Origin of the sequence: Paenibacillus glacialis, from assembly GCF_001637205.1 — a bacterium.
GTDB lineage: Bacteria > Bacillota > Bacilli > Paenibacillales > Paenibacillaceae > Paenibacillus_AQ > Paenibacillus_AQ glacialis.
Genome location: NZ_LVJH01000034.1, coordinates 1 through 16866, shown reverse-complemented (window position 1 = coordinate 16866; position 16866 = coordinate 1). Strand labels below are relative to the sequence as shown.

16 protein-coding genes are annotated in these 16866 nt (G+C 41.1%); 8 read left to right on the top strand and 8 right to left on the bottom strand.

The window, feature by feature from the left end; genetic code table 11:
- Position 1: 1 nt before the first annotated feature.
- A complete protein-coding gene (locus tag PGLA_RS17595) occupies positions 2-865 on the top strand; it encodes an amidohydrolase family protein (RefSeq protein WP_068535356.1) in 864 nt (287 codons plus the stop codon).
- Positions 866-943: 78 nt separating this feature from the next.
- Here PGLA_RS17595 and greA read toward each other — a convergent pair whose 3' ends face one another.
- The 3 genes from greA to PGLA_RS17575 all read right to left on the bottom strand — a co-directional run bounded on the left by greA (position 944) and on the right by PGLA_RS17575 (position 3875).
- Entirely contained in the window at positions 944-1423 is a 480-nt protein-coding gene (greA, locus tag PGLA_RS17590) for a transcription elongation factor GreA (protein WP_068535354.1), read from the bottom strand.
- Positions 1424-2234: 811 nt separating this feature from the next.
- The gene (locus tag PGLA_RS17580; protein ID WP_068535350.1) at positions 2235-3413 is read right to left on the bottom strand and encodes an NAD(P)/FAD-dependent oxidoreductase; all 1179 of its coding nucleotides are present in this window, start codon (positions 3411-3413) and stop codon (positions 2235-2237) included.
- A gap of 30 nt (positions 3414-3443) precedes the next feature.
- Complete coding sequence (locus PGLA_RS17575; protein WP_068535348.1) at positions 3444-3875, bottom strand: helical membrane plugin domain-containing protein; 432 nt, start codon at positions 3873-3875, stop codon at positions 3444-3446.
- A gap of 550 nt (positions 3876-4425) precedes the next feature.
- Here PGLA_RS17575 and PGLA_RS17570 point away from each other — a divergent pair.
- A complete protein-coding gene (locus PGLA_RS17570; protein WP_068535346.1) occupies positions 4426-5919 on the top strand; it encodes a peptide MFS transporter in 1494 nt (497 codons plus the stop codon).
- A 446-nt stretch (positions 5920-6365) separates the two neighbouring features.
- Here the strand turns inward: PGLA_RS17570 and rlmN are convergent, their stop codons facing one another.
- The gene (rlmN, locus tag PGLA_RS17565) at positions 6366-7463 is read right to left on the bottom strand and encodes a dual-specificity RNA methyltransferase RlmN (RefSeq protein ID WP_068535344.1); all 1098 of its coding nucleotides are present in this window, start codon (positions 7461-7463) and stop codon (positions 6366-6368) included.
- A 395-nt stretch (positions 7464-7858) separates the two neighbouring features.
- Between rlmN and PGLA_RS17560 the strand changes: the two genes are divergently transcribed.
- The 3 genes from PGLA_RS17560 to nagA are packed head-to-tail and all read left to right on the top strand — an operon-like array spanning position 7859 to position 10640.
- A complete protein-coding gene (locus PGLA_RS17560) occupies positions 7859-8734 on the top strand; it encodes a MurR/RpiR family transcriptional regulator (protein WP_068535342.1) in 876 nt (291 codons plus the stop codon).
- 5 nt (positions 8735-8739) lie between these two features.
- Positions 8740-9465: a glucosamine-6-phosphate deaminase gene (nagB, locus tag PGLA_RS17555; protein ID WP_068535340.1), complete on the top strand. Its 726-nt coding sequence runs from the start codon at positions 8740-8742 to the stop codon at positions 9463-9465.
- Complete coding sequence (gene nagA / locus PGLA_RS17550) at positions 9465-10640, top strand: N-acetylglucosamine-6-phosphate deacetylase (protein ID WP_068535338.1); 1176 nt, start codon at positions 9465-9467, stop codon at positions 10638-10640. Before nagB ends, nagA begins: the two co-directional genes overlap by 1 nt.
- A 115-nt stretch (positions 10641-10755) precedes the next feature.
- Here nagA and PGLA_RS17545 read toward each other — a convergent pair whose 3' ends face one another.
- From PGLA_RS17545 to PGLA_RS17530, 4 genes are all read right to left on the bottom strand, one after another.
- On the bottom strand, positions 10756-12135 hold the full coding sequence (locus PGLA_RS17545) for a sugar phosphate nucleotidyltransferase (protein ID WP_068535336.1): 1380 nt from the start codon (positions 12133-12135) through the stop codon (positions 10756-10758).
- A gap of 38 nt (positions 12136-12173) precedes the next feature.
- Positions 12174-13280, bottom strand: a complete 1107-nt coding sequence (locus PGLA_RS17540) for a glycosyltransferase (protein WP_245700066.1) — start codon at positions 13278-13280, stop codon at positions 12174-12176.
- A 14-nt stretch (positions 13281-13294) separates the two neighbouring features.
- Entirely contained in the window at positions 13295-14119 is an 825-nt protein-coding gene (locus PGLA_RS17535; protein ID WP_068535333.1) for a DUF6492 family protein, read from the bottom strand.
- 439 nt (positions 14120-14558) lie between these two features.
- Positions 14559-15218 carry a glycosyltransferase gene (locus PGLA_RS17530; protein ID WP_068535482.1) on the bottom strand — a complete coding sequence of 220 codons (660 nt, stop codon included), beginning with the start codon at positions 15216-15218 and terminating at the stop codon, positions 14559-14561.
- 207 nt (positions 15219-15425) lie between these two features.
- Here PGLA_RS17530 and PGLA_RS17525 point away from each other — a divergent pair, with 207 nt between their 5' ends.
- The 3 genes from PGLA_RS17525 (at position 15426) to PGLA_RS29590 (ending at position 16627) form a co-directional block, all read left to right on the top strand.
- On the top strand, positions 15426-15758 hold the full coding sequence (locus PGLA_RS17525) for a heme oxygenase (RefSeq protein WP_068535331.1): 333 nt from the start codon (positions 15426-15428) through the stop codon (positions 15756-15758).
- Positions 15759-15949: 191 nt separating this feature from the next.
- Positions 15950-16336 carry a hypothetical protein gene (locus tag PGLA_RS29595; protein ID WP_342671695.1) on the top strand — a complete coding sequence of 129 codons (387 nt, stop codon included), beginning with the start codon at positions 15950-15952 and terminating at the stop codon, positions 16334-16336.
- A gap of 27 nt (positions 16337-16363) precedes the next feature.
- Positions 16364-16627 (top strand): hypothetical protein, encoded by a 264-nt coding sequence (locus tag PGLA_RS29590; protein WP_342671694.1) that lies wholly within the window; start codon positions 16364-16366, stop codon positions 16625-16627.
- The last annotated feature ends 239 nt before the right edge of the window (positions 16628-16866 follow it).

Genomic DNA, 16866 nt, shown 5'->3' with positions numbered 1-16866 from the left:
CATGAAAATTATCGATGCACATATCCATTATTCCAACATAGAATCCTTTCATGAGACCGCCCAAACATTGGCATACATCGATTATTCAGCAGAAGGCTTACAAGAAGAATTTAAGCGGGCAGGTGTTATCGCAGGTGTTGGCATGGGCGTAACAGAAACGATACCCGGTGCCTTTCCCGATCTTGCTGCAGCTAATCCGATGATGCTTGATCTTACTGAGAAGTTGCCACCCAATCTGTACACTTGTGTTGGCATCAATCCATTAACCCTGAACGATGGTAATCAGCTAGAGCTGCTAGAACAGACACTTCAACAGGATCATGTAGTAGGTATCAAATTGTATGCAGGCTATTATCACTACAATGTTGGTGATCCTATTTATGACCCTATTTACGAACTAGCCTCAACTTATAACCTACCTATCGTCATTCATGGAGGTCTGACTTACTCCGACAGAGGCTTACTGAAGTACTCTCATCCACTCTCTATGGAAGAGACCTTCCTTAAGCATCGAGACATCACCTTTATGATGTGTCATCTAGGCGATCCATGGGTCATGGACGCGGCAGCCTTATTAGAGAAGAATCCGAACCTATATGCTGATTTATCCGGTTGGATTGTAGGTGACGATGCAAAGGTCGAACGTTTGATGCAAGAGCAGACCTATACGGATCATTTCCGCCGTGCCCTCGTATTCGCTGAACGATACGACAGACTGGTGTTTGGTACGGATTGGCCACTTGTCCCTCTTGATTCCTATATCCGATTTGTAAAGAATTTAATTCCCGAAGCCTATTGGGAGCAAGTATTCTATGGAAATGCACTTCGTGTATTTCCTAAGCTCGAGAAATTATTGAATGGCTAAGTGCTCCGATAAATACTCAAATCTGAAGCGTAAGAACACAAAAAATCCGTCCTGGAAGGGACGGATTTTTCTCTAATATTATAATGACTTTATTTCAAGCAACTCATATTTAATGACGCCTACAGGTGCAGTTACGTTAATAATGCTACCAACCTTTTTGCCTATCAGTTCTTTACCTAGAGGGCTCTCATACGAAATCTTATTTTCTAAGACATCTGCTTCGGAAGGCCCTACGATTTGATATTCAATCTTCTCGGAGAATTCAATATCATTCAGTACGACAATGGAACCCACGCTGACAATGGAGAGATCTAAACTCCCCGCATCGATAACCGTTGCTTTCGTGATCATCTTTTCCAATATCTTTATTCGAGTCTCCATAAAGGATTGATCGTCTTTAGCAGAGTGATATTCACTATTTTCCTTCAAATCGCCGTAGCTAATAGCTAACTTAAGACGTTCTGCTAATTCTTTACGTTTTACCGTTTTAAGATCTCTTAGTTCATCCTCTAACTTGGTCAATCCTTCTTTTGTTACAATTACTTCTTCTTTAGCCATGTTTACAACTCCTATTTTACTTTCTTATTCAATTCTAACCTATATCCACTTAAATTGTTATTAACTCCATGAAAAAGGTTGGTGGAATATGTTCGATTACCTTTATCCGAATAGATATAAGCAACGTAAACATGGGCCTTATCGTCATTTTCTCTTGTATAAATATTCTTACCCCTTACTATAATAATTATTATTTCACATCATTAATGTTCTTATTGTTCAAACAAGCAGAAACAGGTGCCGTCCTTTTCCAAGGATGGCACCTGTTTCTGAGGAAATATAAGGATATCCAATTGATCCATTGGATGATCCCCTTTGATTATAAGAACGGAATACTAATTATAACGACTACAGACATAAGGCATATTATCAAGCTTTTATTACGAGGTAATTTAGGTTTTTGGTGAGGCTTATAAAAGGTAAACCGTGCAAGGAAGTTACGATGAAGTATATACATCAAAGCGAAGTTTGCCGCGAGAACAAACACTAACATCTTCGCGCTTTTAATACCACCGACTCCAAAAATAGGTTTTTCTATCATTAAAAGAAGGATTAATCCAAGGGAAAAATACAACGTATTCTTGACTACATCAAGCATTATTTTTAGAAAATTATTAGTGTTAACTTAAATCGCCCCCACATTATTGTTGTTACAATCTTCTAATATGTGCTGTTATAAATTTTACCATAAATAATATATACAGGCACAGCTACTTTCTTATATTCACAAAAAAAAACAGTAAACCCAAAGTAATTGATCATCACTCTGGGCTTACTGTTTTGAGATTGATTACATTAATGGAATATTCTTTTAGTATGCCAAAGTAAACAACGCTTTAATATGAGACAAGTAACGAATATTACTTGCTTCTTTCATAAGAGTAGCAGGCAATCCTTTAAGAGGTGTTGCGTTAGCTCCGATCGTTGCAACTGCGTCTTTACGACCCAAGCTTGCAAGTGTTCCTGAGTCAATTGGAGAGAATGCTTCCATTGATTTGTTATTCAATTTAGCGAACAAGTTGTAACCTACAAGTTCTCCCATTTGCCAAGCGATCTGTGCTGTTGGTGGATATGGACGTCCTTCAGGGCTAAAGTATACTGCGCTATCCCCTACTACAAATACGTCTGGGTGAGAAATAGATTGAAGATTGTCATTTACGCTTGCACGTCCACGGTTAACTTCAAGTCCTGATTCTCCAACTAGAGGATTTCCTTGTACGCCACCAGTCCACACGAATGTGTTAGCAACAATCTTGGAACCATCTTTAAGGTCAATCGTGTTACCTTCAACATTGGTTACCGGAAGACCTGTTAGGAATTGAACGCCACGTGCTTCCAAGCTCTTCGTTGCACGTTCAATCAAATGATCTGGCAATACAGGAAGGATCTTAGGACCTGCTTCTACAAGTAACAATTTCACAGATTTAGGATCTACACCGTATTTCTTAGCAAGTGCAGGCATACCGTCAGCAATTTCGCCAACTAATTCTACACCGGATAGACCGCCACCACCGATAACAATCGTTCCATCAGCTGGATTATTTGTTTTCGCAAATTCACGAATGTGCTCTTCAATGTGTCTGTGAATGTTGTTTGCATCAGATGCAGATTTCAACACCATGCTGTTCTGTTCAAGTCCTGGAATACCGAAAAAAGCCGTTTGGCTTCCCAAACCGACAACAAGTGCATCATATGTTAATGATGATCCATCTGTAAGTTTAACTTCTTTTTTGTCCACGGAGAAAGATTTAACCTTATTGATCATAAGATCGATGTCTTTCCCTTTGAAAAGTTTTTCTAATGGCATAGCAATAGCATCTTCAGCAATATTTCCAGCTGCAAGACGATGCAATTCAGTAATAATTTGGTGTGTTGGAGTCTGGTTGATAACTGTTATTTGTGCTTCAGCCTTACTCATAAATTTACGAAGACTCAAAGCCGTTAGAAGTCCACCATAACCTGCACCTAATATAACAATATGTTTTGACATAAGTGTATTATCCTCCGCTCTTTAAACGAACTATTTTTTATTGTTTTCTTCACTTACTTGAAGATATGCATTAACAAAACGGAACATCTTTTGTGCCTGTGGATCTTTAAGCATTTTCATCAAACCAAATAGACCGATCACTTCTTGGCTCTTTTCAGCACGATCTTTTGCTTCGATAACATTTGCCGCAATATGCTTCACGGAGCCTGCCACGGGTCCAACAATTTCTGTTATTGCACCAACTGTGTCGCTTTTCAAAACATCATCCGTAGCTACGGAATGGGCGAAATCGTATGTTTTTGTCATTGCATTGATGATTTCATTCAATTTCGGTAGTTGCTGGATTAAGGAAGTTAGAGATTCCTGAACCTCAGGTTTTAATAACTGATCCAATAGATCATTGTTGTCTCTGCTTGTAGATAAAGCTTGTTCAGACGTTGTCTGAGTGATAGATTCTGACATATCTAATTCTCCTTTACGATAAGCAATTTTCGTTTCGAATTTTATATTATAGCTATGATTCATGAGAGTATAATAAATTTGGGAATTTAAAATTCCCTATTAATAATACGACTAACCTCTGAGATTATCAAACATCTTTTCAAAAATATAAGAAGGTATAAGTTCCATCTTACACTAAATCCTGATATTTTTCGCTGAAATGGATACCGTCCTTATAAGGACGGCGAAGTCGTTGAATAGATCATTTATTAAGCTTTACTGATGTTGATGCTATTATGCGCCTATACTACAAAATTGCTACCTTACCGTTTATTACAACAACATCACAAATTGTGACGAATTATGCGTTTTTCAGATATGTGGGCGTCTTCTAACAATTTATAAGTAGCAAATAAAGGACTGAGGGCTATCTGCCATCAGTCCTTTATTGTTATATATCTGGCGCACGCGAGTGCATGCGTGATTAAGATTTCCTCTTTTGACGCAAAGTAATGATATATGCCCCTGGGGGATAATTATCATAGCAACACCACATTGGGAGGTCATCCTTTTGACAGATATTAAGCGACAAATTGTAGATAGTGTTCCGCAAGAAGGATTCTTCGGACACCCTAAGGGATTATTTACGCTGTTCTTCACAGAGTTCTGGGAGCGTTTCTCATATTATGGCATGAGAGCTATTCTTGTGTACTATATGTATTATAAGGTCTCACAAGGTGGGTTAGGTCTCGATGAAAGCACAGCTCTTGCGATCATGTCTATCTACGGGTCGCTTGTATACATGTCCGGAATTATTGGAGGATGGCTGGCCGATCGAATATTCGGAACTTCAAAGGCTATATTTTATGGTGGAATATTGATCATGTTCGGGCATATTATCTTGTCCATACCGGGAAGTATAGCGATGTTCTATGTTTCCATGGTTCTCATCGTCCTCGGTACAGGATTACTGAAACCTAACGTGTCAAGTGTCGTGGGTGAAATCTACAGTCCTGAAGACCTTCGCCGAGATGCAGGGTTTAGCATCTTCTACATGGGAATTAACCTTGGAGGTTTCCTTGCTCCTTTAATTGTAGGCACCATAGGTATGAAACAGAATAATTTTCACTTCGGTTTCCTCATTGCTGCTGTCGGTATGTTTATCGGATTGTTGGTATTTGTCTTGACTAAGAAGAATAATCTAGGTCTTGCGGGAACCATTGTTGCCAATCCGTTATCACCTTCAGAAAAGAAAAAAGTCTATACCTACATTGGGTTCGGCATAGTTTTTCTTGCTGTCTTAATTGCTGTCGCCATTCCATTAGGTTTTCTAACATTTGATACTTTTATTGCTCTTGTAGGGATATTGGGGATTCTCATTCCTACAATGTACTTCGTTGTCATGTATCGTAGTCCTAAGACCTCAACCATAGAACGTTCCAGACTTATTGCTTATATTCCACTATTTATTACTTCTGTGATGTTCTGGGCGATTCAAGAACAGGGATCAACGATCCTTGCTAATTATGCGGACAAGCGTACACAGTTAAACTTCGCTGGAATTGAGCTTTCACCGGCTTGGTTCCAATCGTTGAATCCGTTATTTATTATTATTCTGGCTCCCGTATTTGCGTGGGGTTGGGTCAAACTTGGTGCTCGTCAACCCTCAGTTCCGACTAAATTCTCTCTAGGCTTATTATTTGCAGGTTTATCTTTTCTTGTTATTCTATTACCCGCTTACTTTGGCGGTAGCCATTCACTCGTTAACCCATTGTGGCTCGTTCTTAGTTATTTCATTATCGTACTTGGGGAATTATGTTTGTCCCCTGTAGGACTGTCCGTCACTACGAAGTTAGCACCTGTTGCCTTCTCGGCCCAAACGATGAGTCTATGGTTCTTATCTAACGCCGCCGCCCAAGCGATTAATGCACAGATCGTTAAATTCTATAACCCTGATACGGAGATGCTTTACTTTGGTGTAATTGGCGGGGTTGCTATCGTACTGAGTATTGTCTTGTTTATGATTTCGGGGAGGATACAGGGGTATATGAGGGGGGTAAGGTGAACTTAAAAGTGTTAAATAAGGCTCCATACCAAGTCGTGTTACTGAAACGATAGATCTGTGGATGACAGGCTACGGTGACGGATTGTCTTTCGATCGCTGTTGTCCTCTGATTTCTTGATTATATACCGCCTATAGCGGTTGAAATCGGAGGACAAAGGCGAACGCTTACGCTTCTACAAGACAATTCCGTCCCCTTCGCTATGCCTGCCTCGTCCGTTCTGTTTGCACAAACAATAATATGGCGTCGAGCCAACATAGCCACTTTTAATTTCACCTTTGGTGTGGTGTAAATGTAGTTCGTACACGGCCTTCGCTAGCGTGAATTAATGATGTAAAAATAAAAAATGGCTGTACTGTCCCTTTTTAAGGACGGCACAGCCATTTTTTAAAACTGAAGAAATCAACTGATTATGCTAATTATTAAACCTCATCAGTCACATTTTTTATCAACCCAATGCAAATCGGTCTTGATCGGAGATGTCTTCCTCCGATTGCTTCATCTTTTTGCTTCTTAACTGTCCGCACGCGGCATCAATATCTGCTCCATGTTCAAGGCGGACTGTGCAGTTAATATCATTCTTTTTCAACGTATCATAGAATGCTAGAATCGCTTCCTGATCGCTTCTCTGATATTGACTATGCTCATCCACTGGATTGTATGGAATTAAGTTAACGCTTGCGAGTTGTTTTTTATCTTTAATAAGTTCTGCAAGTTCCAGAGCATGCTCCTTACGGTCATTTACATCTTTTAGCAAAATATATTCGAACATAATTCTCCGATTGGTCTTCTCCAAATAGTATTCCACAGCATTCATTAACTTCGCTATTGGGAAGGCCCGATTGATGACCATAATCTTCGTCCGAAGCTCGTCATTTGGCGCATGTAAAGAGATTGCAAGGTTTACCTGAAGATCGGCATCGGTGAATTGAATGATTTTGTCCGGCAGGCCGCTGGTCGACACGGTGATACGTTTCGCACCAATAGCTAGTCCTTTATGGTCCTTAACCACTTGTAAGAAATCGACCAGATTATTGAAGTTGTCGAATGGTTCGCCAATCCCCATCACAACAATATGACTTACTTTTTCATCTAATTGCGCTTGATCTAGAAGTTGCTGAACTTTAACGATCTGTTCCACAATTTCGCCAGCAGACAAGTCACGGCTTTTCTTAATTAATCCACTCGCACAAAAGCTACAGCCAATGTTGCAGCCCACTTGGGTTGTTACGCACACTGCTATACCATATTTTTGTCTCATCATGACCGTCTCAATGAGATTTCCATCCTCTAATTTGAAGAGAAATTTAACGGTTCCATCTGTTGATTCTTGTTTCACGTGTTCCGTTAAGGTCTGGATGACAAAGTGATCTGAGAGTAATTGAATACAATCCTTATTCACATCATCCATGACTGAGAAGTCCGTTACCCGCTTGCGATACAGCCAATCCCAGACTTGTGTTGCTCGAAACTTTTTATGACCATATTCCGAAAGCCATGCTGTCAATTGCTCTAATGTTAATCCATAAATGGATTGTTTATTCATTGCTATATCCTCTTTTCAAACGATAAAATTCGTCCTATTCTTCTAAGCAGCAGCCGAAGCTAACATATGTTTATGATTGTCTCAAATTTTGATTATTAACACAAGAGGAGGTCAACTGCCATCTCCTGCATAGACACAAGCTAATCACCAGTACATTTACTCCATAATATACGCTTACCGCAAGCCTACCTATACTATAATTTCCCGTTCGTTTCTAATTGATCAATTCATATGTAACTTCTCTTAAGTTCACACCTCTGCCATCGAAAATGAGTTGCATCCACTTTGCAGTTATATTATGATTGATATGAAAATAGTTTTCTTATTTTTGTACATATTCACTGAAATAATTTTAAAATGCTTGTTAGAAAATACTACTAAATGGAGGTGCATTTATAGCGACTATCCTTCACACCATCCAGCGTCAGTTATCTAAGCTATCCCCTTTGGAACGCAAATTAGCGGAACGTATTCTGGCTGCTCCCAGCGAAGTAGTTCATATGGGTATTACAGAATTGGCAGAACAATCTGCTGTCAGCCCAGCTACGATCACGCGCTTTTGCAAAGTTTTTCATTTCAAAGGTTTCCCAGATTTCAAGGTACATCTAGCATCTGAAATAGCACAAGGGGGAACGGAAGAAGAATCTTATTCTTCTGCTTATCAAGATATTGTAGCAGGCAATCCTCTATCTCTCATCGTGGAGGCCATACAAGCTAATCATCTAGCATCGATTAGGGATACAACCTCCCTACTGGATCTAACCAAACTAACGAAAGTAGTGGATTGGCTGTGCGGAGCACGTAGGATTGATCTGTACGGGATGGCAACTTCCTCTATTGTAGCCCAAGACTTTTATCAAAAATTGATTCGTATCGGCGTGAATTGTACTTCGTTCGCCGATTCTCATATGCAGATTACATCTGCATCGACTTTAGGTCCAAATGACGTCGCTTTTGCCGTATCTTATTCTGGAGAGACGCCAGAGACCATCGATGCGCTCACTTGTGCTCGCAACAACGGAGCAACAACGATTTCGCTTACATCTTATGGAAGCAACACTTTGGCTTCATTGGCTGATATTCCACTGTTCTCTTCTTCATTAGAACAAGGCATGCGGCGGGGAGATATGGCATCACGCATTGCGCAGCTTCATATAATCGACATTCTGTTCACTGGAATGGTTAGCAAGCAATTCGGGGACTTCGTTCCCAAGCTAGAGCAATCCTATATTAATGTTCAACAATATCGTAATAAACGAGGAGGCCATTGAGCCATATGAATATTTTCACTTTTAAAACAGAAGAAGATTTCGTGCAAACCGGAGCCAATCTAATCGCTAGTCTAGTACAAAGCAAACCAAATGCAGTTCTCGGCCTTGCTACAGGTAGCTCTCCAATTGGTATCTATACACGTCTAGCTGAAATGAATAAAAAGGGACTCGTAAGCTTCTCCCAAGTTTCTGCATATAACCTTGATGAGTATGTTGGGATATCTGGGGACCACTCCCAAAGTTACAAAACATTTATGAAGGAAAACCTCTTTAACCATATCGATATCGATCTACAAAACACGCATATCCCTAACGCCAATGCAGAAGATCTTGAGGCTGAATGTAAAGCTTATGACCTTGCGCTTGAGCACAATGGACCTGTTGATATTCAAATTCTAGGCATCGGATCCAATGGTCATATCGGCTTCAATGAGCCTGACGATCATCTTTACGGCGGTACGCATGTATTGGATCTATTGGAAGAAACACTAGAAGCTAATGCACGCTTCTTCGCTTCTCTTGATGAAGTACCTAAGCAAGCGATCACTATGGGTGTAGGTGGTATTATGAAAGCCCGCCAGATTATCCTACTTGCACGTGGTGCTGGGAAAGCTGAAGCTGTTAAAGCTGCGATTCAAGGGCCAATTACAACACAATGCCCTGCTTCCTTGCTACAATGTCACCCTAACGTCATCGTTCTTCTTGATGAAGAAGCGGGAAGTTTACTATAATGAGCAGCACAACAGGACAACTTCTTTACGGAAAAGTACTGACACCCCTTGGTCTTATTGAAAATGGCGTTATCGCCGTATCAGGCGCGACCATTTCATATGCTGGCGAGAGTAAAGATCTACCTAGCGCTTATGCAGAGTGGTTGACTGTTCCTAAGGAAAAGAATGGCCTACTTATTCCCGGATTCGTGGATGTTCACGTACACGGTGGAGATGGGCATGACTTCATGGACAGCAATCGTGAAACCTTGGATGCGATTACTCGCTTCCATAGTTCCCAAGGAACAACGACGATGCTTGCAACCACCATGACTGCACCCAAAGCAGACATTGATAATGTGCTACGCGAAGTAAATGCTTACCGTGCAGAAGAAATGCCATTTGCTCAATTAGCTGGGGTACATCTCGAAGGGCCTTTCATCAGTCCTCAGTGGCCTGGTGCTCAGAACCCTGCACATATCGTGCTTCCGACCGTTAGCTGGCTAGAAGAATGGGAACAGCAATACCCTGATCTTATTCGCCAAGTTACACTTGCACCTGAGCGTGAAGGTGCTCTTGAGGTCATCTCATGGTTGCGCGATAAGGGAATTACGCCAGCACTTGGACATACCGATGCTACGTATGATCAAGTCATTGCCGCAGTTGAGGCAGGACTCTCTCAGGCGGTTCATGCATTCAATGCCATGACACCTGTACATCACCGTAAACCTGGTACTGCTGGTGCTGTACTCGGCGATCAACGGATTGCCGCAGAACTAATCGCTGATGGCATTCATGTCCATCCTGCTGTGATGTCTATCCTGGCACGTATGAAAACATCATCCAATCTGATACTCATCACCGATGCTATGTCTGCAGCTGGACTTGGCGACGGAGAGTATACACTTGGTGATCAACCCGTAAATGTGTCCGGAGGAATTGCTACACTTAAGAATAACGACGGAGCGCTTGCTGGAAGTACGCTCACCATGATCCGTGGTTTCCGTAATCTAATCGCAGATGTCGGTCTAACTCTTGAAGAAGCATCCCAAGCTGCCAGTCTAAACCCTGCGATTTCACTTGGATTAGAGCAACAGATCGGAACGCTTGAAACAGGCAAACTAGCCGATATTCTTCTGCTCGACGCTGACCTGAATCTTCGCAATGTGTGGGTACAAGGTCGACAGATCGTATAAATGTAGTTAAACAACAAATAAATAGTATGAGTGAACTAAAAACGCAGCAATCCTTTCCACCAAATGGTGGGGGTTGCTGCGTTTTTTCTTCGGAATATGCCTGGCCCACAATGGACTAAGGTCCATTCTTGCACAACCCTATCGCATCCTCCCACGTCATGGTCATCCGTAGGATATCCTCTTTATCTAGTTCAGTTCCAATCTGAATTTCTATGAATTCAAGCGGCAATATTGCCTTCACAGCATGTTTGGCATCACAAGGAATTTGTAGAACATCGCCTGTCTGAATAAGGGATACCGTATGGTCCAAGATAAACTCTCCCGATCCAGAAATAACGGTCCATATTTCAGTTCTCTTCTGATGTGAATGATAGCTTATATATTGTCCCGGTAGCACATTCACTTTCCTCGTCACAGCTTCCGTTGCGTCATGAACTGCATTGGAATGATCCAATACTAGACACGTTCCCCATCTCTTCTCTTCGTACTTAGGTTTCTGTGGCATGTATTGAAGTTTATTTTTTATTTGATTGGCGTTCTTTTTACTTGCCACAAGAATCCCATCTGGACTCGCGGCTACAATAATATTAGATACGTCGATAACCTGAATTGGATATGGTAGCTCATTGACGAGATGTGTATTGATGGAATCCGTAGAGATTTGCCCAGAACCAATAACACCACTCTCAAAGTGGCTACTCAACGTATCCCAACTCCCAAGATCCTTCCACGTTCCATCGTAAGGAATGACTACGGCATGATTTGTTTTTTCTACGACTTCATGATCGAAACTCAGCTCGGGTAGATGCTCATATTGAAGAAGATATTCATCATAATCGGTGGGTAGTCCCTTATTCTTCATAAATGACAGCATAAATCCCATAGAAAAGGCAAAGACTCCACAGTTCCATAATGAACCATTATTTATAAGGTGGACGGCCTGCTGTTCATCAGGTTTCTCTACGAAATGAGTAACAGATAAGTATTCTCTATCCTGGATACGATTGATATTGGGTACAATATAGCCATACTGGTCAGAAGGAGATTTAGGGATCGATCCAAGTAGGGCCAGGTCGGCACGGGATTGAGCTAAGACATTGGGAAACGTATGAAGTAACTGGAAGAATGGCGTCTCAGCGAATGAATCGACTGGAAGAACACATATGATTTCGTTCGGATCTATATTCATTTTTGAATAATAATAACTTGTCGCAAGAGCAATAGCCGTGAATGTTCCCTTCTTGTGGGGTTCACCGAGTATAGGGATGTCATCGCCGACATAATTCTGTGTAATTTCAACTTGGCTTTTATGAGTCACGATAGATATCGATTGAAGTAGTCCTACTGAATCCAATTGTCTACACACTCTTTGAATCATCGACTCCTTAGCGCCATCATCCGATCTTAATAATTTTAGAAACACTTTAGATCTAATCTCATTGGAGAGCGGCCATAGTCTTTTTCCGGAACCACCAGACAATAGAACGATTCTCACAATATATCCCTCCCCCTTACGACAAGATAAGTATTATCCTATTTTCTATTTCGGTTAGTCCGTATGACCTCTTCTATAGCTTGTTTCAAAGAGATTCCTGCCCTATCCCAGGTTAGTTTAAGCACATCTTGTCTACCTTGATGACCCTTCGCCTCGCACAAAAGAGGGTTATTATACGCTAATCTCATCTTTTGCTTCAAACTACGAACATCCACTTCCGCCCATCGTTGTCCTTTTTGGGCAAACAACTCACGGAATCTACGAGATATGGCGTGTTGACTGTTCATGCTCAGCGCAGGATTTCTTAATTTATAAGGAAGTAAGAAGGAATTGTTGCTGGTCAAGAAATCCATCTGCCCACCCCACCCTGTAGCAATAACGGGTGTTCCACTTGCCAATGATTCAAGGAAGGGTAACCCAACGCCCTCACCTCTTGTTGGTAGAACAAAGGCTTGCGCACGGGTATACATCCCCTTGAGCGTCTGAGAATTCATAGGTCGAGCAGTTATTATAATCGGTGCCGTTTGCTTGTCGAGGCTAAGGCTTTGTTTATAACGTCTAATTTTATTCTTGATCGATTGCTCATTCTCGAGTTCGGTGCATCCGTCCGTCTTGATAATCAACAGCACATTGTCCGTTACAGAGAATTCTTCCCAGTAGGCTCTCAGCAAGGTTTCGGGGTTTTTTCGATGTTGAAAACCAAACACAGATACAAACACAAATCGATTATTATACTTTTGTAAAGTTATTTTCTTATTAGTGGGCGTATATTCTCTGGTGTCCACTCCATGAGGGACGATAAATATAGGAATTGTAACGCCGCTATTTTGCATAGCCTGTTTATTGTGAACCGTTGGCACGCACACAGCATCAAATTTATTCATATAAGGAATCCAAATATTAGGTAATCTAGTTGTCTCCCACACCGTATTTAGAATAATACGATCGAAATAAGCTCTTTCTTTCTTGAAGTTAATCGTATGAGGAGGAGCATGATAGATTAGTATTTTCTTTATTCCTTGATTCGGGTTTCCTCTCGATTCGCTCCCCACCATGACGTGTACACCTTGTCGTCGCAATGCTTGAACATAGGCTCTGCTCGCGATACCAAGGCCAGAATTTTTGTGTACAGGTCCTTTCCACAAGACTTGATAATTAGTCACTTTTTCCTCACCGTCAATTTCCTCGTGTAGTCTTTACGTTTATGAAAAGAGATCGATCTAAACTTGTAGGATAAGCTATTAACCCGCGCTCTTGATGCTTGTGTGACACTCATATGCAGACTTTTGTTCAAAGCTTGCTTACGAATAAGTCCGCTCGGATAAGTAGAATGGAGGAAGTTCCCGTACGTTTCAAATTCTGAAAAAGCAAACTGTTTCGTTTTATCCATACTCCGCAGTATCGCAGAATACCAACTTGTATGATGTCTAGCTTCAATAGCTTTCTTCATCTGTCTAAGTTTGGATTTCTCGAACAACATATAATGTGTCACAAAAGATGTTGACGAGGAACGTTGCCTCCCCATCAGCTTACGATAAGTTCTGAAATATTCACCTTGGCTCCAATTTCGGCAATAAAATATCGTCTTGTTACCCGATCTAAAAATATGAGGGCGAATGAGCACCGTATCTGCGTCCATCACCAAAAAAAAGTTCGAAGAACTCAACGTATCCCCATTCAGTTTCAATAATTGTTGAAACATCCACCCTGAGCGTTCCCATCTTGTTGAACGATAGTTAATGTTCTTTTTCGTAATCGGAAGCACTGTATTCTCATTGATAAACTTACATCCTTTTCTCCTACATAACTCCATGATTCTTCTCTTCTTCGGAGCAACAATCATAATATGACCAATGGGGTGTTTAACATATTTCCTCACCGCATCAATGACAAAAGGGAGTGTCCCTAAATCCTTTTCAATCGCAGGGATTAAGATATCTATCTTTGTCCTACTTCTTAATTCGCTCTTTCGAGGGATTGGCATCATTTCAACTCCATCTATCAAGTATTTGCTTTATGATATGTCATACTAAAACAGATGGATTGGGCAATTAGAAGTGGTATAAAGTCTAAAAAAGCCGTATTCCTCTCACCTTTTGAGGGAAATTCAGCTCTTAGGTATTCTCCTATTTTATGAAATAAGCAGGTTAATCCTACGAATATTTCATAGATATATAACCAAGAAACGGCTATGCCGTCCTTTTCAAGGACAGCACCCATTTTAGCGGAAATATAAGGAATAGAGTATCAAGTGAAACTTATACTTTCTTATATTTAAAAAAAGCAATAAGCGTGACTGCGCTTATTGCTTTTGTTTTGAATTCAATATCGAAGGTTCATCCCACAATTACACAGTCTCTCCCATATAAATGGCTTCCTAAGTTAGGAAATCCATCTCTCCAAGGAGAAATGTTAGACCTCTCTTACTTAAACCGGTCAGGGAATTGCTTCACAATCCCATTTGTAAGGATATCGGCAAATTCGACCATATGGTCCACACCTTTATCAAAAGCAATCGTCTCAGCATCCCAGTCCTTCTTCAGCCTTGCTGTGACATCGTCAATGATTAGTTGTAAATGTTCATACATCATATCCTTTATCTCTTTTTCCGACCAATGCGGATTCACACTACTGAGAAATTTAGCAATATCATCTGCATTTCTGTGCCATTCTTTATTGTACTTTTCTAGATTCGCCTGATTTCCACTTTTAGCTGCGTCCAATACTTTTCCCGCAAGTAGAATATGCCCTCGCAGTATTTCAGCCAGCTTGTTTCCCGCTTCTTCCCCATAGTAAGGCTTTATAGCATCCCCAATATCCTGCTGATTCCGCAGAAGCCTTTCAAGTACTTTCTGTTGATCCCCCAAACCTTCGATGGCGCTTACGATGTAGCTTCTTGTCCATACAACGTGGTCGATCCATAATCTCCTCAAGTCCTCTTTAAGCTTCACCTGCGAAGGGCTCAGACATTCTTTATGCGCAGCATGACTTTGCTCGTGTTCCATGGCTTGGACATTTAATGGAGCCACACTCGCAATAAGGATCACGCACAGCATCGTTAATTTCAGAAATTTTCTTTTCATAAAAGTACCTGCTCCTTTTAGTATAAATTGACTCAAAGCTACATCCTGCTTTATTGTGCACTTTTTTACATATTTCATTCGTGGAGGGTATGACATGAATGGGGCTCCATTTGCTTTTGATATTTAAAGCATTAAAATTAAGATGAAAGTTCCATTATTAAACATAGGGTCGAGCCCATTGAAATCAAACAAAAGGAGCGATGTATCATGATCATTGTAACGAACAGAATGAAAATCAAAAAAGGAATGGGTGCAGCCATGGCGCCAAGATTTACAGCACCAGGTCCATTGGATTCTTCTAAAGGTATGGTCAAAGTAGAAGTCTTACTGACACAAAACTTACCGGATTACGATGAGTTAAGCGTAAATACGTATTGGGAAACGCAAGATGACTTTACTGCTTGGAGAAATAGTGATGCCTTCAAGGCTTCCCACAAACGTCCAGAACCAAGTCCAGATGCCGCTCCTAAAGAATCACCTATTATTAGTAATGAAATTATTACGTATGAAGTAGCATCCACGAAAGAAATCGCTAAATAATATATACATTCTAGAACCGGCTATGCAGTGGCTGAGGTTATGGCGAAACAAGAATTACATCCACTAATCATGTCCACCCGCATAACCTATAATGAGAACAAGAGACGAAGAACGTCCCGCTACCACTCCGAGAAGTGATAGCGGGACGTTTTGTGTTATTCAGAGTTAGGAAGATGAGGGGATGGATGAGTATGAGTAATGTGAAATTTGAGGAAGCACACACTTTATTTATTCAAGAGCATCTCTCTAACCGAACAGGAGAGCGCCACAGAAGACTGGACAGTGGTCATGGCCACGCCGAATCACTATTTCTACGTAACATTTGGTGGCCAATTCAAGGGCATTTTCAAGATCTTCATCCAGAATATGAAGTACTCGATTGGCGAGGAAGATTCTACTTTGCAGACTTAGCCTGGCTACCCGGATACGCTAAACTGATATTCGAGATCAAGGGCTTTGCTACACACGTACGGGACATGGATCGTCACAAATATTGTAACGAACTGAATCGTGAAACCTTTCTCTACGCTATGGGGTATCACGTCATTTCCTTTGCCTACGATGATGTCGAACAGTGACCTGACCTGTGTATCACATTACTGCGGATGGCGTTAAATAGATATCAACCCGCACCAACTCCGATATCTCGGGCACTTCTAGCTGAGAAAGAAATCATCCTGCTTACCCTCCAGTTAGCAAAACCCATACGACCGAAGGATGTGGAGAATCATCTTTGTATCGATCATAAAACAGCCGTCCTGATGCTCAAAAGACTTTGCGCAAAAGGTTGGTTACTGCCTTCTATCCGAGGCAAAGGTGAGCGGATTGTCCGATATGAGTTAGCTCATGATGTCCTTCATTACCTATGATTTAACGGGAATTCCTCATGCTAATTCCCTTGTTTTTTTAATTCTAGATGATCTCACTGGAAATTCTCCCGTTAATTCGGCAAGATTGGACCTCTTTCAGCAATCGGTGTTGAATTAGCAGGACTTTTTCCAGTTAAACTAAATAATCCACGTCATTACTCCAAATTAGCTGGAGATTTTCCCTCTAAAAGAGTACGAGTTATCTGTTTCCGAGTTCGGGGTTACGGGTTACGGGTTAC